The following is a 26,457-nucleotide window of genomic DNA, read 5'->3' on the forward strand; positions in this document are numbered from 1 at the left end:
TCACTGGCCCCTTCGCGAGCAAGCCCGCTCCCACACTTGATCAGCGGCACGCACACACTGTGGGAGCGAGCCTGCTCGCGAAGGGGCCGGATGCCGTACAGAAGATTCCCAGCCCCCAGACACAACAAAGCCCGCACAAGGCGGGCTCTGTCTTGACTCGTTCCCGCCTTAGAAGCGGAACACTTCCATATCCGTACGAATCGGCGAAGCCATCGGGATCTTCGGCTGTTTCTCGGCTTCCGCCGCCGGCGCGGCCGGTTTTGGTGCCGGTTTACGCGGCGCTTCGGCAACCGGTGGCTGGTTGGCCAGCGGCTTGAGCGCGACCGACAATTGCTCGGCCAGGCGCTGCAACAGGATACCCTGGGCCTGAACCTGCGAAGCCGTGCCGCCACTGTGCAGTTCTTGCAGATGAATGATGCGGTTGTCACGCACTTGGCCACGACGGTCGATCAGACGCCACTGCGCGTCGAGAATCGCCGGTTGCTTGGCACCGGAGTCCAGACGCGTGATGGTCAACAGCACCTGCACGTCCGGGGTGAACCCGGTGGTGGCCGGTGCCAGCACTACACGTTGACTGTCCAGATGACCGGCAACCTGACGCAGCAGCAATTGATCGATATCCGACGAAAGGCTGCCGGCCCAGCGGCCATCGACCGCAGCCTGCAGGCTGCCGTCCGGCTGACGCTGCAACAGGGTTTCACGTTGCAGGTAATCGGCAACGGTCACAGGGCCCAGCAAAACCGCCATGCCCGCGCTTTGCGCAGGCTGAGCCGGACTTCCGCTGTCCAGCTGATACAGCGACACCGGCTGGTGCACGCTGCAACCCGCCAGGCCAAGAACGCCGGCGAGCAGGAAAATAAGGGGGCGCAGAGAAGTCATCATCCCGTCCAGGTGGCCGCCACAAGGCTGACCACAGTGAAAATACTCAATAAATATGAAGAACGCTCGGCCACGCCGGCGCTTGGAAAGGCCATATCATCCGTGAATATGCGTTCCGACTCCAGCGCCAAAGCGCCGATCTACGGGTTAAATCGAAGATCGGACGCTCTAGAGAGGCGTTCTCACTCATTTTCTCCACCGGAGAAATCAGTGCGAATGCCCCCTGGCCGCTTAATTGAGGTTTTCGACGAGCAGCGCATCCACTCGTTGGAAGCCCCGTGGCAGTTTATTGCCACGACGACCACGCTCACCCTTGTAGTGTTCAAGGTCGTCGGCTTTCAGTTTGTACGGACGCTTGCCCGCTTGCAGGACCAACGTTGCACCGGCGGGAATCACAGCAATGTCCGTGACAAACTCTTCACGGCTGGCAACACGATCACCCGGAACACCGATGATCTTGTTGCCCTTGCCCTTCGCCAACTGCGGCAAATCGCTGATGCTGAACACCAGCATACGCCCTTCGCTTGTCACGGCGGCAAGCAAATCATTCTCACGGTCAGCCACCGGACGCGGCGCGATCACCTTCGCGTTGTTCGGCAGGCTCAACAGGGCCTTGCCGGCCTTGTTCTTGGCTTGCAGGTCTTCGCCTTTCACCACGAAACCGTAACCGGCGTCAGAGGCGATCACGTACAGCGCATCGTCCTCCGGCATCAGCACGCATTCGAACGTGGCGCCGGGCGGCGGCGTCAGACGGCCGGTCAGCGGCTCGCCCTGGCCTCGCGCAGAAGGCAAGGTGTGGGCGGCCACCGAGTAACTGCGGCCCGTGGAGTCGATGACCACGGCTGACTGGTTGGAACGCCCGGCCGCCGAAGTCTTGAAGCCATCGCCGGCCTTGTACGACAAGCCGGTGGCGTCGATCTCGTGGCCTTTGGCCGAACGAATCCAGCCTTTTTCCGACAGCACTACAGTCACTTTCTCGTTCGGCAGCAGATCGTGTTCGGTCAGAGCCTTGGCTTCGGCGCGCTCGACGATTGGCGACCGACGGTCATCGCCGTAGGTTTCGGCGTCTTTCAACAGCTCGCTGCGAACCAGCTTCTTCAGCTTGGCTTCACTGCTCAGCAGCGCTTGCAGCTTGGCTTGTTCCTTGAGCAGTTCGTCCTGTTCGTCGCGCAACTTCATCTCTTCCAGTCGCGCCAACTGACGCAGACGGGTGTCGAGAATGTAGTCGGCCTGGATTTCGCTGAGGGCGAAGCGCTCGATCAGTCTGGCTTTCGGCTGATCCTCGGTGCGGATGATGTGGATCACTTCATCCAGGTTGAGGTAAGCGATCAGCAAACCGTCCAACAGGTGCAGACGACGCTCGACCTTGTCGAGGCGGAATTGCAAACGACGACGCACGGTCAGCACGCGGAATTCCAGCCACTCCACCAGCAGCGCCCGCAGGTTTTTCAGCTGCGGCTTGCCGTCCAGACCGATGATGTTGACGTTGACCCGGTAGGTCGACTCCAGCTCGGTGCTGGCGAACAGGTGCTGCATCAGCGCTTCGTGATCGACGCGGCTGTTGACCGGGATGATCACGATGCGGCACGGGTTTTCGTGGTCGGATTCGTCACGCAGGTCGGCGATCTGCGGCGCTTTCGACGGCTTGGCCTGCATCAGCGCGGCGATCTGTTCCAGCACCTTGGCCCCGGAAACCTGATGCGGCAGCGCGGTGACGATGATGTCGCCGTCCTCGACGTGGTACACGGCGCGCATGCGCACCGAACCCTTGCCGGTTTCGTACATTTTCAGCAGGTCGGCGCGCGGGGTGATGATTTCCGCTTCGGTCGGGTAATCCGGGCCCTGAATGTGTTCGCAGAGCTGCTCGACCGTGGCTTTTGGCTCATCGAGCAGGCGCACGCAGGCGGTGGCGACTTCCCGCAGGTTGTGCGGCGGCACGTCGGTGGCCATACCCACGGCAATACCGGTGGTGCCGTTGAGCAGGATGTTCGGCAAACGTGCCGGCAACACCAGCGGTTCCTGCAGGGTGCCGTCGAAGTTCGGGCCCCAGTCTGCGGTGCCTTGGCCGAGTTCGCTGAGCAGCACTTCGGAATAACGCGACAGGCGCGCTTCGGTGTAACGCATGGCGGCGAAGGATTTCGGATCGTCCGGCGCACCCCAGTTACCCTGGCCGTCCACCAGCGTGTAGCGATAGCTGAACGGCTGGGCCATCAGCACCATCGCTTCGTAGCACGCCGAGTCGCCGTGGGGGTGGAACTTGCCGAGCACGTCGCCGACGGTACGCGCCGACTTCTTGTGTTTGGAGTCGGCATCCAGCCCCAGCTCGCTCATGGCGTAGACGATACGCCGCTGTACCGGTTTCAGACCGTCGCCGATATGCGGCAGGGCACGGTCCATGATCACGTACATGGAGTAGTTGAGGTAGGCATTTTCGGTGAAGTCAGCCAGCGACCGGCGTTCTACACCGTCCAGGCTGAGATCAAGGGAGTCGCTCATGCGGGCCTCATCGGTTCGTTGTCTGGCGCAGCAGCATGGTGCCACCGCGCTGGGTAAATTCAAGTTTGTTCAGGGCGCTCATGCCGAGCAGCACCTGATCGCCATGCAGACCGGGCGCCACCAGTGCGCGGACGTCCCGCAGCACGATGTCGCCCAGTTGCAGGCGGTCGATACGGGTGCGATAGCCCTGGCTCAGGCCGTTGGCCGTGCTCAGGGTCACACCGAAACCTTCTTCCAGCCGCAGGTCTTTCGCGACCTCGGCCGGGATTGCCACGTCGGTCGCGCCGGTGTCGAGCATGAACTCCACCGGCCGGCCGTTGATCAGTCCGCTGGCGACGAAATGTCCCTGGGCGTTACCCGCCAGTTTCACTTCGATCACGCCGCCCACCTGCTCCGAGCTGACCACCACATTGGGATTGCGCTGGCGGTCTTCCCACTGGCCGAAAAACCGCGTGGCCAGAAACAGCGCCGCGCTCCAGGCCAGAATCATCAGTACCCGACCGGCGCGTTTGCCCGGTGGCTGCTGGCTCAAGGCTTGGCACTCCAGCCACCTTCAGGTGCGGCGAAGCGCCAGACGATCGGGCGGACTTCGCCATCGGCGCGAGGGCCGAAGTTGTTGTCGACGCCGATCCAGGCACCCTCTGCATCAATCACCAACGCCTCTTCGAGCCCGAAGTTCTGGGCGTAGCGACGGTTGCCCTGCAACAGTTCATCGGCATACGACCAGCAGCGTTCGACCTTGGCCGTCTGCGGATCGCGACGGCAGATCTGGTAGGCATTGCGCTCAAGGGTGAACAGCTTGCCGTTGAACAGTGACAGGTCGGAAAAGTCCCGGTTGACCGGTCTGGCCTTGGGGAACTGCGGCGGCTGCATTTCCATGCCGCCCTCACTGAGCAGCACGCAGCGACCGTCACAGTCCCACACCGTCTGCTGACGCTTGATCATCAACAGACCACGGTTTTGCCGTTCGGCGGCCAGCCACATCTGATCGCCCGCCGGGTTGATCGCCAGGCCTTCGAAGATCGCGTTGAATTGCAGCAGCATGCCGCTGGCCCGGGCTTCGCGAACCATCATCGGCGAAATCTTCAGCCACGCTGACGGCCCCTGCGGCGGCACTTGCAATACGGCGGCGTGGCCTTCGCTGACAATGTAGCGATTGCCGGCACTGTCGCAGGTGATCCCTTCAAAATCCAGATCGCCGCCACGGACGAACGACGCAGCCCAGGTCCGCGATTTGATGCCCCACGGCAAGCCGCTGTCGGGCACTGGCGGCGGGTCGATGCGCACGGCCGTGGCCTGCCAGACCGGATCGCGGGTATCGAGACGATAGATCTGATCATCGTCCCGGTCCGAGACCGTCCACAGTTCGTTGCCGCACATTGCCAGCCCCGAGAGGTTGCCGCCGCGCATGCCTTCGACCGGATGCTCGGAGAGCACGCGCAGTTCCTGCACGGGCTCGGCCGACACCGTCATCGAGCCCAGCAGCAACGCACCCGCCAGGGCCCAGCAAAAGCGCATCAGGCCAGGACCTCGGCCAGGTTGCCCTTGGATTCGAGCCAGGACTTGCGGTCGCCGGCGCGTTTCTTCGCCAGCAGCATGTCCATTATTTCCGAGGTCTGGGCGAAGTCTTCGCCGAGGGTCAACTGCACCAGACGCCGGGTGTTCGGGTCCATGGTGGTTTCACGCAGCTGTGGCGGGTTCATTTCACCCAGGCCCTTGAATCGGGTGACCTGCGGTTTGCCACGTTTCTTCTCGGCCACCAGACGGTCGAGGATCCCGTCGCGCTCGGCTTCGTCGAGGGCGTAGTAGATCTCCTTGCCCAGGTCGATGCGGTACAGCGGCGGCATCGCCACGTAGACGTGACCGGCATCCACCAGCGGACGGAAATGCTGGACGAACAGGGCGCAGAGCAAAGTGGCAATGTGCAGACCGTCGGAGTCGGCGTCGGCGAGGATGCAGATCTTGCCGTAGCGCAGCTGGCTCATGTCCTCGGCGCCTGGATCGACACCGATGGCTACCGCGATGTTGTGCACTTCCTGACTGGCCAGCACTTCGCTGCCGTCGACTTCCCAGGTGTTGAGGATCTTGCCGCGCAACGGCAGGATCGCCTGGAACTCTTTATCCCGCGCTTGCTTGGCCGAGCCGCCGGCGGAGTCACCTTCCACCAGGAACAGCTCGGAACGCATCGGGTCCTGCCCGGCGCAGTCCGCCAGTTTGCCCGGCAACGCCGGGCCCTGGGTGATGCGCTTGCGCTCGACTTTCTTGCTCGCTTTCAGGCGACGGCCTGCGTTGCTGATCGCCAGCTCCGCCAGCGCCAGACCGGTTTCCGGGTTGGCGTTGAGCCACAGACTGAACGCATCCTTGACCACACCGGAGACAAACGCCGCCGCTTCACGGGACGACAGACGCTCCTTGGTCTGGCCGGAGAATTGCGGCTCCTGCATCTTCATGGACAGCACAAAGGCGATGCGCTCCCAGACGTCTTCCGGCGCCAGCTTCACGCCGCGCGGCAGCAGGCTGCGGAATTCGCAGAACTCGCGCATTGCGTCGAGCAGGCCCTGACGCAGACCGTTGACGTGGGTGCCGCCCTGCTCCGTCGGGATCAGGTTGACGTAGCTTTCGGTGACCGAAGTGCCGCCCTCAGGCAGCCACAGCAGCGCCCACTCGACCGCTTCCTTGGTCCCGGCCAGGTTGCCGCAGAACGGCGCGTCCGGCAGACGCTCGAATTCGCTGACCGCGTCTACCAGATAGGAGCGCAGGCCATCTTCGTAATGCCACTCGACCTTTTCGCCGGTGCCTTTGTCTTCGAAGCTGATCAGCAGCCCCGGGCACAAAACGGCCTTGGCCTTGAGCACGTGCTTGAGGCGGCTGATGGAGAATTTTGGCGAATCGAAGTATTTCGGATCCGGCGCAAAGAACACGCTGGTCCCGGTGTTGCGCTTGCCGACGGTGCCGATCACTTGCAGATCGGTAGCCTTGAAGCCGTCGGCGAAGGTCATCTCGTACTCGTTGCCGTCACGCTTGACCCGCACCCGCACCTGGGTCGACAAGGCGTTGACCACGGAAATACCCACCCCGTGCAGACCGCCGGAGAACTGGTAGTTCTTGTTGGAAAACTTGCCGCCCGCATGGAGCTTGGTGAGGATCAGCTCAACGCCCGACACGCCCTCTTCCGGGTGGATGTCGACCGGCATGCCACGGCCGTCGTCGCAGACTTCCAGCGAGTGGTCGGCATGGAGGATGACCTGGATCGATTTGGCGTGGCCGGCCAGGGCTTCGTCGACGCTGTTGTCGATGACTTCCTGGGCAAGGTGGTTCGGCCGACTGGTGTCGGTGTACATGCCGGGGCGTTTGCGCACCGGGTCGAGGCCCGAGAGGACTTCGATGGCGTCGGCGTTATAGGAGCTAGCGCTGGGAGTGGCCATAAGGTCTCGTCGTCAGTGTTCGGTGAATAAGAAAATTAAGGGGGCAACCGCTCACAGAGCGGTGAAATCGATTGCCTGAAACAAATCGGCGCCAATGCCGGCAAAACTCAGCAACGCCGGCAACTGCCCGGCAAACCCCTGGAAACTGTGGTCGCCGCCGGCCTGAATGCGCAAGGCACAGGCCCGGTAATACTGCTGGGCGTGGCGATAGTCCAGGGTTTCGTCCCCGGTCTGCAACCACACCTGATACCGCTGCGAATCCTGCGGCGCCGGCACTTCCAGTTCGGCCAGGGCCGTCACGTGGTCGTGGGTCAATTCCCAGGTTTCGTCGGTGTACAGGTTTTTTTGCGTCCCCAGGTATCCGTCGAACATCCGGTGCGGACTGACGGCCGGGTTGACCAGCAGGGCTTTGAGGCCATGGCGTTCGGCCAGATGAGTCGCATAGTAGCCGCCGAGCGAGCTTCCCACCAGCAACGGCCGGCCCAGCTCGGCAATTGCCTGCTCCAGCTGACCGATGGCCTCGCGCGGGTGGTGATGCAACGCCGGGACACGCAGTTGATCGCTCAGACCCAGCCGCTCCATTACCTCGACCAGCTGACAGGCCTTCTTCGAGGCCGGCGCGCTGTTGAAACCGTGGATATAGAGGATCGAACCGGACATTTGAGCTCCCTGGGTGTCGGCTAAAGAAAGCGGAGTTTACAGGGAGTCGAGGGTCGTTGGGCCAGCACCCGAGGAAATCAGCGCTGCACTCCTGAATCAGTAACCGTTGGAGCCGTAATCCACCGTGAACCGGAAATCGGTGACACGCTCCACGCCCGTCTCGATCCGCCCGTCCGGCAGCAAGCGCAACCAGCGATAGCCCGGCGCCTGCTCGCCGACCTTGAAGTCGACACTGCGCGGCTCGAACTGAATGCAGGTCGAGGGCGAGGCGATCAGTCGCACGCCATTGCGCTCGCGGTCGATCTCTTGATGCACATGTCCCCACAACACGGCCCGGGCCTGCGGGAAACGGTCGAGCACTTCGAAAAAGGCTTCGGGATTGCGCAAGCCGATCGGCTCCATCCAGGCACAATCGATCGATACCGGGTGATGATGGAAGCACACCAGATGATGCCGATCCGGCGCTTCGCTCAGGGCACGGGCCAGCAGTTGCAATTGGTCATCCTGCAAGTATCCCGGCACCGAGCCCGGCACCGCCGAATCGAGCAGGGTCACACGCCAGTTGCCGACATCCACCACCGGTTCCAGCAGCGCACTTTGCACCGCGGCCATTTGCATGATCTGCGGTTCGTCGTGGTTGCCGGGGATCCAGCGGGCGGGTGCATCGATCTGCGCGGTCAGCTGACGAAACTGCTGGTAGGACTCCAGCGTGCCGTCTTGGGAGAGGTCGCCCGTGGCAATCATCAGGTCGATTTGCGGCTGTTGTTCGAGCACCAGCTCGATGACCTTTTGCAGACTCTCACGAGTTTTCATGCCCAGCAGCGCGCCGTCCGCCTCGGCGAACAGATGGCTGTCGGACAGTTGCACCAGCAACGCCGCATCGGCAGTGGTCAGAGTCGATACGCTCGGCAAGGCGTTCTCCCAGGGCTGGACGCCGGGTCGGAAAGGTTCGCAATTATGCTGGGGGAAGGCCCCGGGAAGAAACCGCCGAACCGGACACAGTTCACAACTTGCCGCTGTAATAGAAACTATCGAACGGCGGCGTACTCGTGACCGCAGGCCAGGCAATGACTCAGCCACTCTCCGAGGAACAGATTGAGCTGGGCCTTTTCGTCCGGCTGATGCATGGCCGCATTGGGGTAAGGATAGACGCCGCGAAAGCGTCGCGCATGTTCGGCACTGATGACTTCGGCCATGCGCGCGTCGTGATAGACCTGCACTTCCAGTTGCGGCACCGGCAGCCACGGCAGGCTGTGTTCCTGACGCACTTGCAGGGTCGTGGTGTACGGGCAGGTCTGCAACACTTCGATGGCCAGCACGCCGAGCATCTGGTCGCCCTGGGTCACGGCGATGCGCCGCGCTTCAGGTTCGCGGCGCATGTCCGGCAACAGTCGCATCAGGCGCGCGTAGTTGGCCTCGCAGGCGGCTTGCAGGCCCACGAGGTCGACACGATAGCGATCGCGCAGTTTGTTTACGACCATAACCCCCTCACTTCGGCGCGATTGAGCGCCAGCCACTGCAAGGCGATGATGCTCGCCGCATTGGCAATCCGGCCGTCGCGTACAGCCTGCAGCGCATCCTCGAATGCCCAGACCGTGACGCGGATATCTTCTGCTTCTTCCTCCAGCCCATGCAGGCCGCCAACGCCTTCGGTGCTGCAACGCCCCAGAAACAGATGCACGAACTCGTTGCTGCCCCCCGGCGACGGGAAATATTGCATCATCGGCCACAACGCCTTGATGTCGAGTCCAGCTTCCTCCTGCGCTTCGCGGCGAGCAACTTCTTCCGGCACTTCTTCCTTGTCGATCAGACCGGCGACCAGTTCCACCAGCCACGGGTTGGCGGCCTTGCCCATGGCGCCGACGCGAAACTGTTCGATCAGCACCACTTCATCGCGTTGCGGATCGTAGGGCAGCAGGCACACGGCGTCGTGTCGCACGAACACTTCACGATTGATCTCGCGGCTCATGCCGCCGGCGAACAGTTCGTGGCGCAAATGCACACGGTCGAGCTTGTAGAAGCCCTTGTAGCATTGTTCGCGCCGCACGATATCGATGGCGGCGGGAGTGGCTTTGGCAAGATCGGTCATGGGCATCCTCGTTTACTGCAATTCCAATACGAGGCTGCTTTTTTGTGACGGGCAACCTCGACTTCGCGCCATCCTAACGCGCCCGCGATGTTTGATGCAGCCCCTTTACCGTCAGCGGGATGGACGGTGGAGGCGAAACCCACTCTAATTAGCTTAGTGGCGAACTGACCGCTTCACAGAGAGTCGAAGCGGTAACTTTTTGCCTTCCCCTGTTTCAGAAAGGACGCCCATGTCGCTTTTCAAAATCGCCTCCGTGGCGGCCATCGCCCTGACCCTGGGCGCCTGCGCCAGCCTGTTCCAGCCCAACTACCGCACGCCGCTGGAAACCACCCGCGACGCCTCGGAAACCCTGAAACCCGGTTGCTCCAACCCGGACTGCCCGCTGGTGAACATCGATACCCTGCACTTCCCGGCCGAGCCTGCGCTGGACGGCATCATCGAAAAACGCCTGCTGCAATTCACCCGCACCGAGCCGAACGCACCGGTAGCGCCGACCCTGGCGGCCTATCGCGAGCAGTTCCTGCGCACGGCCGGCCCGCGCAACAGCAGCTATTTGCAGGCGAAAGTACGCGAGCAGCATGACGGTCTGGTGATTGTCGAAGTGTCGAGCTACCTGGACACCGGCGGCGCCCATGGCACCCCGGGCCGCGGTTTCATCAACTATTCGCGCCAGCAGCACAAGGTGCTGAGCCTGTCGGACATGCTGGTGCCGGGTCAGGAAGAGGCCTTCTGGAAGGCTGCTCAAGTGGCGCATAACAGCTGGCTGATCAGCACCAAGCTCGATCAGGAACCGGAGTTCGTGAAGAACTGGCCGTTCGTCAAAACCCCGCACGTGGCCCTGACCTACGGCGGAGTGATCCTCAAGTACGACGTGAGCACCATCGCGCCTTACGCGCTGGGCCACGTCGAACTGAAGATCCCTTACCCGCGCCTGAACGGCATCATCAAGCCCGAGCTGTTTCCCGGCCGTAACTGAAGGCCCGGCCCAGCACGAGTTGCAGCAGCCCTGCCAGGACCAGCGCCGGCAGGGTTGCGCCGACATCCGGATACAGGTTGGCCAGCAGGTGATAGGTGCTGATGCCACCCAGCCAGGCCAACAGCGCCGGCCAGCGCAACGCGGCCGAGGCCACCTGACCACTGCGCTTGCGCAGAATGAAATGATCCACCAGCACCACGCCGAACAGCGGCGCGAACACCGAGCCGATCAGCAGCAGGAAATTCTGATACTGCGCCAAGGGCGCGAGCAGCGCGATCAGGGTGCAGATCACACCGATGGCCAAGGCCAGATGCTCGACTTTCAGACGTAGCAGAATCCCGCTGGACACCGCCGCCGAGTGAATGTCGGCAAAGGCGTTTTCCGACTCGTCCAGCAAAATCAGTAGCAGCGGAATCCCCAGACCTGCACCGGCCAGTGCCAGCAGCAGCGCGTTGACTTCACCGCTCGGCGCAAAGGCCAGGGTGTAGGTGACGCCCAGGCTCATCAGCCAGAAGTTGCCGATGAAAAAACCGATGGCCGTGCCACCGAATACGTTCTTCGCCCGCTTGCCGAAACGCGAGTAGTCGGCAATCAGCGGCAGCCACGACAGCGGCATCGCGATGGCAATGTCGAAGCCCACGGCGAACGGCATCGAACCATCCCCGGCCTGTGCCCACAAGGCGCCCAGATCGGCCTTGGCGAACAGGTTCCAGGTCAGCCAGATGCACGCGGCCAGAATCAGCCAGATGCCCCATTTGCGCAGGATCTTGCGCACGAACGTCAGCGGCCCGCTGACGGCGAGCAACGTCGCCAGTGCACCGAAACACAACGTCCACAGCATCGGGCTGGCCCACAACGAACCTTCGCTGAACGCACGGGTACCCAGCAGGCTGGCCGCATCACGCATGACGATAATTTCGAACGAACCCCAACCGATCAGTTGCAGCAGGTTGAGCAGCGCCGGCAGGCTCGCGCCTTTGCTGCCAAGGCTGAGTTTCAGCGCGGCCATCGACGACAGGCCGGTGTCGCTGCCGATCACGCCGACGGCGGCCAGCAGCAGGACACCGACCAGGGTGCCGAGGAAGATCGCCAGCAGCGATCCCGACAGGCCCAGCCCCGGCGCCAGCAGCGCACCGGTCTGCAAGACCATCAGACCGATGCCGAGGGAAAACCACAGGGAAAACAGATCGCGACCGCCGAACACACGCTTGTCGACGGGCACGGCGAGGTCGGGGGAATAGGTACCGGGTTGAATGCTCAAGGGTGTTATCTCAGAGGGACATTTGTTGTTGTGTCGATCAATCGCCAGCAGGCTGGCTCCCACAGGGGACTTGTGGTGTTCACAAATCCGATGTGGGAGCCAGCCTGCTGGCGATAGGGCCTGCACAGGCCCCACCCTTTCAGGTCAGATCAAACCTTCTTGTACAGCTGACTGCCTTCCTTCTTGAACCGCTCGGCCTGTTCCGCCAGGCCTTGGGCGACGTCCACGTCGACCGCGTCGATCCGCTGGTTGGCCGCGTATTCGCGGACTTCCTGGGTGATCTTCATCGAGCAGAATTTCGGCCCGCACATCGAACAGAAATGCGCGACCTTCGCCGAGTCCTTCGGCAGGGTTTCATCGTGATACGAACGGGCGGTGTCCGGGTCCAGACCGAGGTTGAACTGGTCTTCCCAACGGAATTCGAAACGCGCCTTGCTCAAGGCGTTGTCGCGGATCTGCGCGCCCGGATGTCCCTTGGCCAGGTCCGCTGCGTGGGCGGCGATCTTGTAGGTGATGATCCCGGTCTTCACGTCATCCTTGTTCGGCAGGCCCAGGTGCTCTTTCGGCGTCACGTAGCAAAGCATCGCGCAACCGAACCAGCCGATCATCGCCGCACCGATACCGGAGGTGATGTGGTCATAACCCGGTGCGATGTCGGTGGTCAGCGGGCCGAGGGTGTAGAACGGCGCCTCGTCGCAGCACTCCAGCTGCTTGTCCATGTTCTCTTTGATCAACTGCATCGGCACGTGGCCCGGGCCTTCGATCATGCATTGCACGTCGTGTTTCCAGGCGATCTTGGTCAGCTCGCCGAGGGTTTCCAGTTCGCCGAATTGCGCTTCGTCGTTGGCGTCGGCAATCGAGCCCGGACGCAGGCCGTCGCCCAGCGAGAAGCTGACGTCATAGGCCTTCATGATTTCGCAGATTTCGTCGAAGTGGGTGTAGAGGAAGTTCTCTTTGTGGTGCGCCAGGCACCACTTGGCCATGATCGAACCGCCACGGGAAACGATGCCGGTCACGCGCTTGGCGGTCAGCGGCACATAGCGCAGCAACACGCCGGCGTGGATGGTGAAGTAGTCGACGCCCTGCTCCGCCTGCTCGATCAGTGTGTCGCGGAACAGCTCCCAGGTCAGGTCTTCGGCCACGCCGTTAACTTTTTCCAGTGCCTGATAAATCGGTACGGTGCCGATCGGAACCGGCGAGTTGCGGATGATCCACTCGCGGGTTTCGTGGATGTGCTTGCCGGTGGACAAGTCCATGACCGTGTCCGACCCCCAGCGAATGCCCCAGGTCAGTTTCGCCACTTCTTCTTCGATGGACGAACCCAGCGCACTGTTGCCAATGTTGCCGTTGATCTTCACCAGGAAGTTACGGCCGATGATCATCGGTTCCAGTTCGACGTGGTTGATGTTGGCCGGAATGATCGCGCGGCCACGGGCGATTTCTTCGCGCACGAACTCAGGGGTGATTTCTTTCGGGATGCTCGCGCCAAAACTGTGGCCGGCGTGTTGCTGGTTCAACAGACCGGCGGCGCGGGCTTCTTGCAGCTTCATGTTTTCGCGGATGGCGACGTATTCCATCTCGGCGGTGATGATGCCTTTGCGGGCGTAGTGCATCTGGCTGACGTTGGCCCCGGCCTTGGCTCGGCGCGGGTTATTGACGTGGGCAAAACGCAGCTTGGTCAGCTCCGGATCGGCCAGGCGTTCCTGACCGAAGTTCGAGCTCAGGCCTGGCAGGCGCTCGGTGTCGCCACGGTCGTCGATCCACGCCGAACGCACATCGCCCAGACCTTTGCGCACATCGATCACCACGTTCGGATCGGTGTACGGGCCGGAGGTGTCGTAGACGGTGACCGGCGCGTTGATTTCGCCGCCGAAGTCGGTCGGGGTCACATCGAGGGTGATTTCGCGCATCGGCACGCGGATGTCCGGGCGGGAGCCCTGAACGTAGACTTTTTGCGAACGGGTGAACGGTTGAACCGACTGCTCGTCGACCTTGGCCGAGTCACTCAGGTTGATCGCGTTTTTAGATTTTGTAGTCATCACGGGCTCTCCAGACAGCATCCAGGCAGTGGATTGTCGGAGCAGAACCTGAAAGGCACGGACGCACCAGGACTGGTGCTGTGCATCGTCGTCGAGCGTTCGATTGTCGAACAATTTCCCGGACGAAGCACAAGAGGACTCGCCGGGTGACGAGAAATCTTGTTCCCTACGCAGGCGCTAACCTGATCAGGTTCAACGGGATCCGAAATTATTCGATCTCAGCCTCATAGCAAGGCACCCCGACAAGAACCCGGCCAGTCTAGACACAACCGGCAAAGAACGCCAACACCGCAGCAAACACCATGATGAATGGCGCAATTGCGGCGGCCGACAGGATTGTGAGCGCTTCAATGCGCTACTACACTCGCCTTGCCCTGCTGCGCCTTGACGCTATGCGGCCCGCGCCTTACCTTTGGCGCCCGGATTATTTCCATAATATTCATGCTAGGGATCGCCTCATGCTGCGCAAACTCTCACTGGCTGTTGCCGTGTCTTGTGCGTCCAACGCAATGGTCTGGGCAGCAGAAGCGCCCTTGTCGACCAGGACCGATCTGGTCAGCGTCTATCAGGAAGCGGTCGACAACAACGCCGATCTGGCCGCCGCCCGCGCCCAGTATGGCGCTCAGAAAGAAGTGGTGCCCCAGGCCCGCGCCGGGCTGCTGCCGAACCTTTCCGGCGGCGCCGAAACCGCCAGCGTGCGCACCTCCATTGACCAGCCATCGGCCATCGCCAACCGCAGCGCGCATTCCTATCAGGCGACCCTCGCACAGCCGCTGTTCCGCGCCGATCGCTGGTTCCAGTACCAGGCCGCCAAGGACGTCAACGAGCAGGCCGCGCTGCAACTGTCGGCCACCGAGCAGAACCTGATCCTGCAATCGGCCGAAAGCTATTTCAACGTGCTGCGCAGCCAGGACAACCTGGCCTCGACCAAGGCTGAAGAAGCCGCGTTCAAGCGCCAGCTCGACCAGTCCAACGAGCGCTTCGACGTGGGCCTGTCGGACAAGACCGACGTACTGCAATCCCAAGCCAGTTACGACACCGCCCGGGCCAACCGGATCGTTGCCCAGCGTCAGGTGGATGATGCGTTCGAAGCGCTGATCACCCTGACCAACCGTCAGTACAACTCGATCCAGGGCATTGTCCACACCCTGCCGATCCTGCCGCCGGCGCCGAACGACGCCAAGGCCTGGGTCGACACCGCCGCCAAACAGAACCTCAATCTGCTGGCCAGCAACTATGCGGTGAGCTCCGCCGAACAGACGTTGAAGCAACGCAAGGCCGGTCACCTGCCGACCCTCGACGCCGTGGCCAAATACGAAAAAGGCGACAACGACGCCCTCGGCTTCTCCAACCCGAGCGCGTTCGGCACGCCGTATCACGGCAACGTCGAGCAGAGCACCGTGGGTCTGCAACTGAACATCCCGATCTACAGCGGCGGGCTGACCAGCTCCCAGGTGCGCCAGTCTTACGCGCAACTGGATCAGAGCGAGCAACAGCGCGAAAGCCTGCGCCGGCAGATCGTGGAAAACACCCGCAACCTGCACCGCGCAGTGAACACCGACGTTGAACAGGTGCAGGCGCGCCGCCAGTCGATCATCTCCAACCAGAGCGCGGTGGAAGCCACAGAAATCGGTTATCAGGTGGGTACGCGCAACATCGTCGACGTGCTCGACGCCCAGCGTCAGCTTTACACCTCGGTGCGCAACTACAACAACACCCGTTACGACTACATTCTCGACAATCTGCGCCTGAAACAGGCTGCGGGGACGTTGAACCCGGGTGACCTGCAGGACCTGACCCGTTATCTGAAAGCCGACTACAACCCGGACAAGGATTTCCTGCCGCCGGATCTGGCCAAGGCCGCCGAAGAGCAGCTCAAGGCCCGGCCTTAAACAAAAAACGCAGCCCTGAGGCTGCGTTTTTTTATGGGCGGTCGATCAACCTTCCCAGGCCATCAAGCAATCGCTGCAACGCGCCCTGATTGCGGCGCATAACGTTCAATCCGGCTTCCGCCATGCGCTGTGCATCGCGCGGCAACTCGAACAGCCGCTGCACTTCCGTCGCCAGACCTTCGGCGTCATCCACTTCGGCCAAGGCCCCGGCGCTGCGCAACTGTGCGGCGATGTCGAGGAAGTTGAACAGGTGCGGGCCGCTGATCACCGGTTTCGCCAAAGCTGCCGGCTCCAGCAGGTTGTGGCCACCGTTGGGCACCAGGCTGCCACCGACAAACGCACTGTCGGCCAGGGCATAGAGAAACAGCAACTCGCCCATGGTGTCGCCGAGCAGCACCGAGGTTGCGGCATCGACGTTGGCGCCGGTCGAACGACGCACCGTGGCAAACCCTTCACGCTGGCACAGTTCGAACACCGAGTTGAAACGTTCCGGGTGACGCGGCACCAGAATCAGCAGCGCATCGGGATGGTTGGCCAGCAAACGGCGATGGGCATTGAGCACCACCTCGTCTTCGCCTTCATGGGTGCTGGCGGCGATCCACACCGGGCGCTCCTGCGCCTGCCATTGACCGCGCAGTTCAGCGGCGCGTTGCAGCAATTGTGGGTCGATGGTCAGGTCGAACTTGATCGAGCCGGTGACTTCGACCGTCTCCGGGCGTGCGCCCAAATCGCGGAAGCGCTGGGCTTCGGCTTCGGTCTGCACGGCGAACAGGCTCATCTCGGCCAGCATCGGTGCGGTCAGTTTGCTGAATCGGCCATAGCCTTTGGCCGAACGCTCGGACAGGCGTCCGTTGGCCAGCGCCACCGGAATCCCGCGTTTGGCGCATTGGTGAATGTGGTTCGGCCAGAGTTCGGTTTCCATGATCACGGCCAGTTTCGGCTGCACGCGATCCAGAAAACGCGCCGCCGCGCAGGGCAAATCGTAAGGCAGGTAGCAATGCTGGATGCGCGGCTCTTTGGCGAACATCGCATGAATGCGCTCCGACCCGGTCGGCGTCATGCAGGTCACGGTGACCGGAAGCGTCGGATAACGTTGCAGCAGCGCGCGAATCATCGGCGCGGCCGCGATGCTTTCGCCCACTGACACGGCGTGAACCCAGATGCCTCCAGGCTGCAGCGTCGGCATGCCGTAGGAGAAACGTTCGCCAATCCGTTTGGCATACGCCGGCGCCTTGCGCGAACGCAGCCATAGCCGAATCGCCACCAATGGCAGCCCCAGGTAAAACAGCGCGGTGTAGAGAGTTCTATTCATGGCGGCGGAGTTTATCGGCTTTTGCCGCCGATCGCCCGCAGGTGTATGGCAAATCGCTCCGCCAGCCAGCGGGCGGCCGGCCCCAGCGGTTCGTCCCGACGCCAGACCAGCTCCACCACCAGCGCTGGCGGCGTCCATTCGCTGTCGAGTTCCACCATCAGGCCCTGATAGGCCGAGTACTGCACCACGTGGCGCGGCAGCCAGGCCCAGCCGAGGTCGCGCACCAGCCATTCGGCCATGACGTAGAAACTGTCGGCGCGCCAGACCTGCGGACTGGCCGGTTCGCTGCCGGGGTAGACGCTGGTCTGGGTCGACATCAGCAGTTGCCGATGTTGCGCCAGTTGCTGGCAATTGACCCGGGACTGCGCCGCCAGCGGGTGATTGACGCCACACACCGTAACCATTTCCACGCTGCCCAACACCCGACGCTCCAGTGCCTCGGGGATTTCATCGTGATAGAACAACAACCCGAGATCGGCCCGACGCTCCACCAGTTTGCGCGAAACCTCGCCCTGTGCGGCGCTGGTCAGTTGTACTTCAAGACTCGGAAACTGCTCGGCCAGCGCACCGAAGCTTTCCACCAGCGCCTGATACGGCATCGCCTCATCCTGAGCCACGCGCAGCTGCGCTTCCTGGCCACGCAACATGGCCATGGCCCGACCGTTCAGGCGTTCGCATTGGCGCAGTACTTCCCGCGCCTCCTCGAGCAAGGCTTCGCCCGCTTCGGTAAGACTCGGCTGGCGACCGCTGCTACGCTCGAACAGACTGACACCGAGATCGTCTTCCAGCATGGCAATCGCGCTGCTGATCGCCGACTGTGCCTTGCGTTGCTGGCGCGCCACGGCGGAGAACGAACGCTGTTCGGCGACCGCGACGAACACGCGCAACTGATCCAGATTCCACTGCATGTCCATCGGGCAACCCATCTTCAAAACAGATAGGTAATGACTTTACCCCATCCGGGCAGTCACTAGAATGCCGCCTCAGAAAGCAACGCTTCACACGAGGAATTGAACATGAACGCTTACGTCTATCTGGCTATTGCCATTTGCGCCGAAGTGATCGCCACCGTTTCGATGAAAGCTGTCAAAGGCTTCAGCACGCCTCTGCCCTTGGTTCTGGTCATCGTCGGTTACGCCATTGCGTTCTGGATGCTGACGCTGGTGGTGCGCAGCGTGCCGGTGGGCGTGGCCTACGCGGTGTGGGCTGGCATGGGCATCGTGATGGTCAGCGTGGCGGCACTGTTCATCTATGGGCAGAAGCTGGACGTGCCGGCGATGCTCGGGATGGCATTGATCGTACTCGGTGTGGTGGTGATTCAGCTGTTCTCGAAAACCGCCGGCCATTAACCTGAACTACACAGATCCCGGTGGGAGCGAGCCTGCTCGCGAAAGCTTAGTGTCAGACACATCATCGACAACTGACACGCCCTCTTCGCGAGCAGGCTCGCTCCCACATTCGGATTTGCGTCAGCCCTGTTGATCATCGACAAATCCCCTTTTCCCCGAGTCTGTATACTGCGCCCTCGTCTTGAACACTGAGGTCGTTGCATGCCATCTCCCATTTCCACCGACGTGCTGATTGTCGGCGCTGGTGTCGCCGGTCTCTGGTTGAACGCGCGCCTGCGCCGCCAGGGTTTCTCGACCGTGCTGGTGGAAAGCGCCAGCCTCGGTGGCGGACAGAGCGTGAAGTCCCAGGGCATCATTCACGGCGGCGCCAAATACGCGTTGCACGGTGCGCTGACCGGGGCCTCGGAAGCCATCGCCGACATGCCGCGCCGCTGGCGCGAAGCCCTGGCCGGCAACGGCGAACTGGATCTGACCGGCGTGCGCCTGCTGTCCGAAGCCCACTACCTGTGGTCGCCGGGCACCCTGGCCGGCAACCTCACCAGTTTCTTCGCCAGCAAAGCGGTGCGCGGCCGGGTCGATCAGGTCAAGGGCGATCAGTTGCCGCCAGCGCTGCAAGACAAGCGTTTCAAGGGCAAGGTCTACCGCCTCGCCGAACTGGTGGTCGATGTGCCGAGCGTGATCCAGCGCCTGGCCGACCTCGCCGGTGACGGCCTGCTGGCCGGCCAGAACATCGAGCCATTGCTGGAAAGCGGCGTGCTGGTCGGCCTGAAAGTCGACGGTCGCGAGATTCGTGCTCAGCGCATCGTCCTCAGCACCGGTGCCGGCACCGCAGCGTTGCTGGAAGCTCTCGGCCTGACCCGACCGGCCATGCAACGCCGGCCGCTGCACATGATCATCGCCAAGGGCCCTGGCCTGAAGCCGCTGTACGCCCATTGCCTGGGTGGCGGCACCAAGCCGCGTATCACCGTGACCACCCACCCGGCCGCCGACGGCCAGTGGGTCTGGTACATGGGCGGCGATATTGCCGAGTCCGAAGGCGTGGCTCGCGAGCCGGCCGAGCAGATTGCCACTGCACAAAAGGAAATCGCACAGTTGCTGCCGTGGATCGACCTGAGCAACGTGCAATGGGCGACCCTGCGCGTCGACCGCGCGGAACCGCTGCAAACCGGCCTGACCCGCCCGGACAACGCGTTCCTCGCCGAAGAAGGTCGCCTGCTGGTTGGCTGGCCAACCAAACTCGCCCTGGCGCCGGACTTCGCTGACCGGGTGATCGCCTCCCTTGAACGCGATGGCATCCAGCCGAGCCACCCCGCCCCGCTGCCAGAACTGCCGAAACCACCGATGGGTGTTCCAGCCTGGGAGCAACTGCTGCCATGAGCCTGCCGACCCTGCACGATCTGCATCGCCCGTTGGGCAGCACCGGCCTGCTGGTTTCGCCGCTGGGCCTGGGCACCGTCAAACTTGGCCGCGACCAAGGCGTGAAATATCCCAATGGCTTCCAGATCCCCGACGACGATGCCGCACGCATGCTGCTCAAGCAGGCGCGGGAGCTGGGCATCAACCTGATCGACACCGCCCCGGCCTACGGCCGCAGTGAAGAACGCCTCGGCCCGCTGCTGCGAAGTGAGCGCAAGGACTGGGTGATCGTCAGCAAGGTCGGCGAAGAATTTACCAACGGCCAATCGACCCACGACTTCAGCGCCGCTCACACCCGGATGTCGGTGGAGCGCAGCCTGCAACGTCTGGAAACGGATTTTATTGACCTGGTGCTGGTGCACTCCGATGGCAACGACATGGCCATCCTCAATGACAGCGACGTCTATGCAACCCTTGCGGCGCTGAAGGCCGAGGGCAAGATTCGCGGCTTCGGCTTCTCCGGCAAAACCGTCGAAGGCGGCCTCAAAGCGCTGGAGCAAGGCGACTGCGCGATGGTCACCTACAATCTGAACGAACAAAACGAGAAGGCGGTCATTGACTATGCTGCTGCCCACGGCAAAGCCGTTCTGGTGAAGAAGGCCCTGGCCAGCGGGCACGTGTGCCTGAGTCCCGGGGTGGATCCGGTACGCGCCAGCTTCGAGTTGCTGTTCGCCCGGCCCGGCGTGGCCAGTGCCATCGTCGGGACAATCAATCCGCTGCACCTCGCCCATAACGTTGCGACCGTTGCCCAGGTCCTTCGTGGTCACTGACGCCGCCCCGCGGCCTTAAGCAGGAGCCGACATGCCGCGTACGCTCATCAGAAAGAACCCGAGCAACTTCAAGACGCTGCCGCTGTTCGTCGAAGCGACGCCCGAAGGCCTGACCTACCAGAGCGTCGGCATGCCGCTGAATTTCGCCCAGACCCTGCAGCGGCGCAAACCGGTCAGCGTGGCGGATGCCGAGCGCTTTGCGCTGGAGCTGGCCAACCTCGGCGTCTCGGTGCGCCTGACCCTGCACTGGCAGAATCGCGATTACTGGGTGCTGGTGCGCCAGCGGCGGCAGGATCGCGGCGATGTCGTGCTCAAACTGATTTCCGGTTACGTGCCGGCGCACGAATTGAATATCCCGTTGCACACGGCCATCCAGGAGATCGCCGAAGAATGCCTGCTGGAAACCCCGGAAGGCTGGCTCGGCGGGCGTTTCAACGACACCTGGCTGCCGGCGCCGTACGCCTCGGCGCTGCATTATCGCGAGGCCCTGCCCTTTCGCCTGACACCGTTGTCCGGCTCGGCACGGCCAGTGCGCTGCGCCAATCTGCAATTGCTCGAACGGCCACGGGCCTACGTGCACTTGCCGACCGCGTCCCTGCAATTGATTTACGACCTGCGCCTCGACGTGCCCAAGGAAGCCAAGAGCCTGAGCCTGTTCCATGTCGATGAACGGCTGGAAGGCGATCAACTGGTTGCCCGGCTCGACCGCAAACGGCCCGATCTGTACTTGATGCCGCTGCAGGATGGCGAGCCACTGCCCGAGCTGTATACGCTGAAGAAAGGTCAGTTATCCCCGGCAGGCACACGAGGCCTGTATCTGGCGGAAAGCTTCGCCCGGCAGGACGGCTGGCTGGTGCGCGATGAGCGGATTCGCTGGAAGGACTGGCTGCGCCAACAGGGCCTGACGCCGCCACCCAAGGACACGGGGCTGGCGCGGTTGCGGGGCAAGGCGAAGCAACTGCTGAAGAAGATCGTGCCGCGCAAGAAAGTGAACTCCTGAACGGCAAAAGACCGCGCCTGCGAGCGACTCCAGAGAGTCATCGCAGGCGCGGTCTTTATGTTTGCATCACTCGGACTTGCGGATTTTTTCCACAATCGCCGTTGTCGAGCTGTTTTCCACCAGCCCCAGCACTTTCACGGTGCCGCCGTAGGCCTTGACGATATCGGCGCCGACAACCTGGTCGATGCCATAGTCGCCGCCCTTCACCAGCACGTCCGGCTTGACCTCGCGCAGCAGGTTTTCCGGAGTACCTTCAGGGAAGCTGATCACCCAGTCCACCGCGCCCAGGCCGGCGAGAACCGCCATGCGCCGGTCGACGCTGTTGATCGGCCGGCCCGGACCTTTCAGGCGGCTGACCGAGGCGTCGTCGTTGATCGCCACGATCAGACGATCACCCTGGGCCCGTGCCTGCTCGAGGTAGGTCACGTGGCCTGCGTGGAGAATGTCGAAGCAGCCATTGGTGAACACGATCCGCTCGTTGTGCGCACGGGCATCGGCCACCGCCAGAATCAGTTGCTCCAGTCCTAACACACCGCGTTCCGAACCTTCCTCGCGCTGAATGGCGCGACGCAGTTCCGGGGCGCTGATCGCCGCCGTACCCAGTTTGCCGACCACGATACCGGCCGCCAGGTTGGCCAGCGCTACCGCATGCGGCAGTTCTTCGCCTGCGGCAATCGCGGCCGCCAGGGTGGAAATCACCGTGTCGCCGGCACCGGTCACGTCGAACACTTCACGGGCCCGGGCCGGCAGGTGCAGCGCCGGATGATCCGGGCGCAGCAGGGTCATGCCGTGCTCGCCGCGAGTCACCAGTAGTGCGCCGAGCTCGAGGTCGTGCATCAGTTTCGCGCCCTTGCTCACCAGTTCGTGCTCATCGGCGCAACCGCCGACGATGGCTTCGAACTCGCTGAGGTTCGGGGTGATCAGGCTCGCGCCACGGTAGATCGAGAAATCCTTGCCCTTCGGGTCGGCCAGCACCGGAATGCCTTTGGCCCGGGCGGCCTGGATCAGCGCCTGATGGTTTTTCAGGGCGCCTTTGCCGTAGTCGGACAGCACCAGCACCTTGATGCCTTCCAGCAGGTCGTCGACCTGGGAAGCAAGGGCCAGGGCGTCGGTGGCGAACGGTTCTTCGAAGTCGATACGCAGCAATTGCTGGTGCCGGCTCATGACCCGCAGCTTGACGATGGTCGGCTGGTGCGCGATGCGCTGGAACAAGGCGCGCACGCCCGCACCCTTGAGGCTGTTGCTCAGGCTGTCGGCGGCTTCGTCGTCACCGGTCACACCGACCAGCGACGCCGGCGCACCCAGCGCGGCAATGTTCAAGGCAACGTTGGCGGCACCGCCCGGGCGGTCTTCGATTTGCTCGACCTTTACAACCGGAACCGGCGCCTCAGGGGAAATCCGTGAGGTACCACCATGCCAGTAACGGTCGAGCATGACATCGCCGACCACCAAGACAGGGGCTTGATCGAATCGCGGCATGGACAACTTCATGGAGCAACCCACATACAAAATGAACAGGGGCGCGATATTAACACAGGGTTGGCGAAGGCTTGTGCGGCGGCTGCAACAGGATGAAACAACAGGCTTTTTTGCTCATTTTTTGCACAGGAACGCCGCCAGTCGATGGCAGGCATCGGCCAGCTCGACCTCGTCCGTATCGATCCGGCACTCGGCCGCCAGCGGCGCCTCGTACGGACTGTCGATCCCGGTAAAGTCCTTGATCCGCCCTTCTCGCGCCGCGCGGTACAAGCCCTTCGGATCGCGCCGGGCGCAGACTTCCAGCGAGGTGCTGACATGCACTTCAATGAAATCACCTTCGGCAAACAGCCGGCGTGCCGTATCCCGCTCGGCACGAAACGGTGAAATGGCAGCCACGATCACGATCAACCCGGCGTCCACCATCAATCGCGCCACTTCGGCGGTACGCCGGATGTTCTCGCGTCGACAGGTATCGGTCATCCCCAGATCGCAGCAAAGACCGCTGCGCAAGTTGTCGCCATCGAGCAGGAACGTGTGCAGCCCGAACTGATGCAGATGCAGCTCCAGTGCATTGGCCAGGGTCGACTTTCCGGCACCGGACAGTCCGGTCAGCCACAGGCAACGGGGGCGCTGCGTCTTCTGCGCGGCGCGCGCCTGGGCAGGAAGAGACAGCGCATAGGGACGGATCGCCGGTGGCGGCGATACTGACAGTACCTCACTCATAACCGAGCATCTCGTAGTCACGTGCATAGACTCGTCGCACCAGACGTCGGGTACGTTGCGTACAAAAGTCACGGGCCGGTTGCGGGCGGCGCTGCCGGGAACTGTTGATGCGTTGCAGCTGGCTGGTCAGACCCAGGCGCTCGCAAACGAGGTGAAAATCCCGTTCCAGATGCTCCTGATAGCCGACGAAGTCCAGGGCCAGGCGCCCCAGTGAATCGGTGAGAAAGTCGGTTTGCGCGGCAAAGTGCAATTGTCGCCCGATGGTGTCGGCATGTAGCCAGCGTGCAACGAAGTCGTCGAAGTCGCGGTAGTGCCTGACCAGCTGCTGCGCGGCCTGGTCACGCCCGCCCAGTTGGTTGCCGTGCAAGAAGGCATAGGCCGAATAGGCACGCTCCAGCGGATCACGCACGAAAGTGAATTTGAATGCGGCGGCGAACTGAGCGGGAAACTGTTCTTCATACCAGTACAACGGTAAGTGACCGGGACGCCAGCCGTCGAACATTGACTCGCAGACACTGCTGCCGGCGCATTTGGGGACGTGAATGAACAGACAGGAACGTTGCTCGAAGACTTCGGGAAAGCGCAGGTTGGACGACATGGACTTGTTCACCGCCTGTCGGTCGACCACCGACAGGCGCCCCAGCAGAAAAGCCCGCTGCGGCTTTGGCAGCAGTTTCCACAGATAGCGTTGCAACATGAAAGTACCCGCGCGACGGGGATGGCCCCTTCGATGGAAGTCAGAGTTCGTCCGGGAACCTTAACAAGCGCGGTGTCGGGTTTTATGCAGGTTTGGTCAAGAAGGGTAAAGATCCGGATACAAATGGCCGGGCGCATTGCGCGCCCGGCGTCCGCGAGGCGGGATCAGGCAATATCTTCGGCCGGAGCGTCGAGGCCCATGGCGTTCAGACGCGCGTAGTAGCCATTCTGCGCCAGCAGTTCGTTGTGAGTGCCACGCTCGACGATCCGGCCCTGATCCATCACCAGAATCAGGTCGGCCTTCTCGATGGTCGACAGACGGTGGGCAATGACCAGCGTGGTGCGGCCCTTCATCACTTGATCCAGTGCTGCCTGAATGTGCCGCTCGGATTCGGTGTCGAGGGCCGAGGTGGCCTCGTCGAGAATCAACAATGGCGCGTTCTTGAGCAAGGCACGGGCGATCGCCAGGCGCTGGCGCTGGCCACCGGAAAGCAGCACGCCGTTCTCACCGACCTGGGTGTCCAGGCCTTCGGGCAGCTGCGCGATGAAGTCCATCGCATACGCGTCACGCGCGGCTTTTTCGATGTCTTCCCTCGGCGCCCCGGCCAGATCGCCGTAGGCAATGTTGTTGGCCACGGTGTCGCTGAACAGCGTGACGTGCTGGGTGACCTGGGCGATGTGGCGGCGCAGGTTGAGCAGCTTGTATTGCTCGACTTCCACACCGTCGATCAGGATCTCGCCCTTGTCGTGGTGGTAGAAGCGCGGGATCAGGTTGGCCAGGGTCGACTTGCCGCTGCCGGAACGGCCGACCAGCGCCACCATCTGCCCGGGCTCGGCCGAGAAGCTGATGTTGTCGAGCACCTGACGCTCGGTCCCCGGATAGGTGAAGCTCAGGTTGCGCACATCGAGACGACCGCTGACCACATCGCGCTCGACCGTGCCGGTATCGACTTCCGGCTCGACGTCGAGCTGCTCGAAAATGCTTTCGGCACCGGCCACGCCTTTCTGGATGGTCGAACTGACTTCGGACAACTGGCGAATCGGCTTGGGCAGCAGGCCCGCCAGGGTGATGTAAGCCACCATGTCACCCGCCGAAGCGTCACCGCGCAGGAACAGCACCAGGAACATCAGCACGGCCATGGCGGTGTAGATCACCAGTTGCAGCATCGGCGTGTAGATGGCGCCGGTGCGGGTCATGCGCAGTTGTTTGTCGGTATTGCTCTGACTGGCATTGAGGAAGCGTTTCTCTTCGTAGGCTTCGCCGCCGAAGCTGCGCACCACGCGATAGCCCTGGATGGTTTCGGATGCCACATGGGTCACGTCGCCCATGGCCAGCTGGATTTTCTTGCTCTGCTTGCGGAATTTCTTGCTGGCGGTGCGCACCATCACGGCGATCAACGGCAGGATTGCAACCATCACCAGTGTCAGTTTCCAGTTCATGAACAGCAGGGAGGCAAACAGGAAGATGACTGTCATGCCTTCACGGATTACGACCTTGATCGCATCTGTTGCCGCCCCCGTGACCATGGTCACGTTGAAGGTGATGCGTGAAATCAGATGACCGGAGTTATGCTTGTCGAAGTACCGGTTCGGCAGTACCAGCAGGTTGTTGAACAGCTGCACCCGTAGATCATGGACCAGGCCCAGGGAAACCTTGGCCAGGAAGTAGTTGCCCAGATAGGACCCCAGGCCCTGCCACGCAGCGATCAGGATGATCAGTAGCGGTACGGCCTGCAAAAGTTGCAGGTCGCGCAGGTAAGGCACGGTGGGAAACAGCACTGCCTCGGGGTTGGACAGACCGTCGACGAAATACTTGAGAATGTAACCGAGCATCGGCTGGGTCGATGCGAAAATCAGAAAACCGACGATGCTGATCAGGAACAGACTGATATACGGCCGGACGTAGCCGAGCAGGCGGAAGTAGATTTTCAAGCTCGAAGGGCTTGCGGCGGGACTGGAGTCGGTCATATCACGCGAAAGTCGATAAAAAGGACG

General features: G+C 62.4%; 23 protein-coding genes and 1 riboswitch. Of the genes, 6 read left to right on the forward strand and 17 right to left on the reverse strand.

The features are described 5' to 3' along the window. Window positions 1-168: 168 nt before the first annotated feature. From DXT77_RS24105 to DXT77_RS24145, 9 genes are all read right to left on the reverse strand, one after another. On the reverse strand, window positions 169-879 hold the full coding sequence (locus tag DXT77_RS24105; RefSeq protein WP_119429461.1) for a membrane integrity-associated transporter subunit PqiC: 711 nt from the start codon (window positions 877-879) through the stop codon (window positions 169-171). Window positions 880-1,110: 231 nt separating this feature from the next. After that, window positions 1,111-3,375: a DNA topoisomerase IV subunit A gene (parC, locus tag DXT77_RS24110; RefSeq protein WP_119429462.1), complete on the reverse strand. Its 2,265-nt coding sequence runs from the start codon at window positions 3,373-3,375 to the stop codon at window positions 1,111-1,113. A 7-nt stretch (window positions 3,376-3,382) separates the two neighbouring features. Beyond that, the gene (locus DXT77_RS24115) at window positions 3,383-3,907 is read right to left on the reverse strand and encodes a TIGR02281 family clan AA aspartic protease (protein ID WP_119429463.1); all 525 of its coding nucleotides are present in this window, start codon (window positions 3,905-3,907) and stop codon (window positions 3,383-3,385) included. Next, window positions 3,904-4,893 carry an esterase-like activity of phytase family protein gene (locus DXT77_RS24120; protein ID WP_119429464.1) on the reverse strand — a complete coding sequence of 330 codons (990 nt, stop codon included), beginning with the start codon at window positions 4,891-4,893 and terminating at the stop codon, window positions 3,904-3,906. Before DXT77_RS24120 ends, DXT77_RS24115 begins: the two co-directional genes overlap by 4 nt. Next, window positions 4,893-6,800 carry a DNA topoisomerase IV subunit B gene (gene parE / locus DXT77_RS24125; RefSeq protein WP_119429465.1) on the reverse strand — a complete coding sequence of 636 codons (1,908 nt, stop codon included), beginning with the start codon at window positions 6,798-6,800 and terminating at the stop codon, window positions 4,893-4,895. The genes DXT77_RS24120 and parE overlap by 1 nt, the downstream gene beginning before the upstream one ends. 51 nt (window positions 6,801-6,851) lie before the next feature. Then, window positions 6,852-7,460 (reverse strand): YqiA/YcfP family alpha/beta fold hydrolase, encoded by a 609-nt coding sequence (locus tag DXT77_RS24130; RefSeq protein ID WP_085711138.1) that lies wholly within the window; start codon window positions 7,458-7,460, stop codon window positions 6,852-6,854. 96 nt (window positions 7,461-7,556) lie between these two features. Further along, window positions 7,557-8,372, reverse strand: coding sequence for a 3',5'-cyclic-AMP phosphodiesterase (gene cpdA / locus DXT77_RS24135; RefSeq protein ID WP_119429466.1), 816 nt, complete (start codon window positions 8,370-8,372; stop codon window positions 7,557-7,559). Window positions 8,373-8,488: 116 nt separating this feature from the next. Further along, complete coding sequence (locus DXT77_RS24140) at window positions 8,489-8,941, reverse strand: DUF1249 domain-containing protein (protein WP_085711136.1); 453 nt, start codon at window positions 8,939-8,941, stop codon at window positions 8,489-8,491. Beyond that, complete coding sequence (locus DXT77_RS24145) at window positions 8,932-9,549, reverse strand: NUDIX domain-containing protein (protein ID WP_119429467.1); 618 nt, start codon at window positions 9,547-9,549, stop codon at window positions 8,932-8,934. Before DXT77_RS24145 ends, DXT77_RS24140 begins: the two co-directional genes overlap by 10 nt. A gap of 229 nt (window positions 9,550-9,778) precedes the next feature. Here DXT77_RS24145 and DXT77_RS24150 point away from each other — a divergent pair, with 229 nt between their 5' ends. Then, a complete protein-coding gene (locus DXT77_RS24150) occupies window positions 9,779-10,525 on the forward strand; it encodes an RsiV family protein (RefSeq protein ID WP_085711134.1) in 747 nt (248 codons plus the stop codon). Here DXT77_RS24150 and cytX read toward each other — a convergent pair. Continuing rightward, window positions 10,494-11,786, reverse strand: coding sequence for a putative hydroxymethylpyrimidine transporter CytX (cytX, locus tag DXT77_RS24155; protein WP_119429468.1), 1,293 nt, complete (start codon window positions 11,784-11,786; stop codon window positions 10,494-10,496). The two genes, DXT77_RS24150 and cytX, sit on opposite strands and share 32 nt — an antisense overlap. A 149-nt stretch (window positions 11,787-11,935) precedes the next feature. Further along, a complete protein-coding gene (gene thiC / locus DXT77_RS24165) occupies window positions 11,936-13,825 on the reverse strand; it encodes a phosphomethylpyrimidine synthase ThiC (protein WP_085711132.1) in 1,890 nt (629 codons plus the stop codon). Window positions 13,826-13,971: 146 nt separating this feature from the next. Further along, window positions 13,972-14,077, reverse strand: a riboswitch (TPP riboswitch). 206 nt (window positions 14,078-14,283) lie between these two features. Here thiC and DXT77_RS24170 point away from each other — a divergent pair. Next, entirely contained in the window at window positions 14,284-15,717 is a 1,434-nt protein-coding gene (locus DXT77_RS24170) for a TolC family outer membrane protein (RefSeq protein WP_114881190.1), read from the forward strand. 31 nt (window positions 15,718-15,748) lie between these two features. Here DXT77_RS24170 and waaA read toward each other — a convergent pair whose 3' ends face one another. Next, window positions 15,749-17,029, reverse strand: coding sequence for a lipid IV(A) 3-deoxy-D-manno-octulosonic acid transferase (gene waaA / locus DXT77_RS24175; RefSeq protein ID WP_119429470.1), 1,281 nt, complete (start codon window positions 17,027-17,029; stop codon window positions 15,749-15,751). An 11-nt stretch (window positions 17,030-17,040) separates the two neighbouring features. Then, entirely contained in the window at window positions 17,041-17,943 is a 903-nt protein-coding gene (locus DXT77_RS24180; RefSeq protein ID WP_119429471.1) for a LysR family transcriptional regulator, read from the reverse strand. 102 nt (window positions 17,944-18,045) lie between these two features. Here DXT77_RS24180 and DXT77_RS24185 point away from each other — a divergent pair, with 102 nt between their 5' ends. The 4 genes from DXT77_RS24185 to DXT77_RS24200 all read left to right on the forward strand — a co-directional run bounded on the left by DXT77_RS24185 (window position 18,046) and on the right by DXT77_RS24200 (window position 21,564). Next, the gene (locus DXT77_RS24185) at window positions 18,046-18,378 is read left to right on the forward strand and encodes a multidrug efflux SMR transporter (protein ID WP_085608473.1); all 333 of its coding nucleotides are present in this window, start codon (window positions 18,046-18,048) and stop codon (window positions 18,376-18,378) included. A gap of 201 nt (window positions 18,379-18,579) precedes the next feature. After that, window positions 18,580-19,755: an FAD-binding oxidoreductase gene (locus DXT77_RS24190; protein WP_119429472.1), complete on the forward strand. Its 1,176-nt coding sequence runs from the start codon at window positions 18,580-18,582 to the stop codon at window positions 19,753-19,755. Then, on the forward strand, window positions 19,752-20,564 hold the full coding sequence (locus DXT77_RS24195; protein ID WP_119429473.1) for an aldo/keto reductase: 813 nt from the start codon (window positions 19,752-19,754) through the stop codon (window positions 20,562-20,564). Before DXT77_RS24190 ends, DXT77_RS24195 begins: the two co-directional genes overlap by 4 nt. A 31-nt stretch (window positions 20,565-20,595) precedes the next feature. Continuing rightward, window positions 20,596-21,564: a metal ABC transporter ATPase gene (locus DXT77_RS24200; protein WP_119429474.1), complete on the forward strand. Its 969-nt coding sequence runs from the start codon at window positions 20,596-20,598 to the stop codon at window positions 21,562-21,564. Window positions 21,565-21,630: 66 nt separating this feature from the next. Here the strand turns inward: DXT77_RS24200 and hldE are convergent, their stop codons facing one another. From hldE to msbA, 4 genes are all read right to left on the reverse strand, one after another. After that, window positions 21,631-23,055: a bifunctional D-glycero-beta-D-manno-heptose-7-phosphate kinase/D-glycero-beta-D-manno-heptose 1-phosphate adenylyltransferase HldE gene (hldE, locus tag DXT77_RS24205; protein WP_119429475.1), complete on the reverse strand. Its 1,425-nt coding sequence runs from the start codon at window positions 23,053-23,055 to the stop codon at window positions 21,631-21,633. 102 nt (window positions 23,056-23,157) lie between these two features. Then, a complete protein-coding gene (gene cysC, locus DXT77_RS24210) occupies window positions 23,158-23,766 on the reverse strand; it encodes an adenylyl-sulfate kinase (RefSeq protein ID WP_119429476.1) in 609 nt (202 codons plus the stop codon). Further along, on the reverse strand, window positions 23,759-24,463 hold the full coding sequence (locus tag DXT77_RS24215) for a sulfotransferase family 2 domain-containing protein (RefSeq protein ID WP_119429477.1): 705 nt from the start codon (window positions 24,461-24,463) through the stop codon (window positions 23,759-23,761). Before DXT77_RS24215 ends, cysC begins: the two co-directional genes overlap by 8 nt. 164 nt (window positions 24,464-24,627) lie before the next feature. Further along, the gene (gene msbA, locus DXT77_RS24220) at window positions 24,628-26,430 is read right to left on the reverse strand and encodes a lipid A export permease/ATP-binding protein MsbA (protein ID WP_119429478.1); all 1,803 of its coding nucleotides are present in this window, start codon (window positions 26,428-26,430) and stop codon (window positions 24,628-24,630) included. Window positions 26,431-26,457 lie beyond the last annotated feature (27 nt).

It is taken from the genome of Pseudomonas sp. 91RF (genome assembly GCF_003576265.1).
In the GTDB taxonomy this organism is placed as follows: Bacteria; Pseudomonadota; Gammaproteobacteria; order Pseudomonadales; family Pseudomonadaceae; genus Aquipseudomonas; species Aquipseudomonas kribbensis.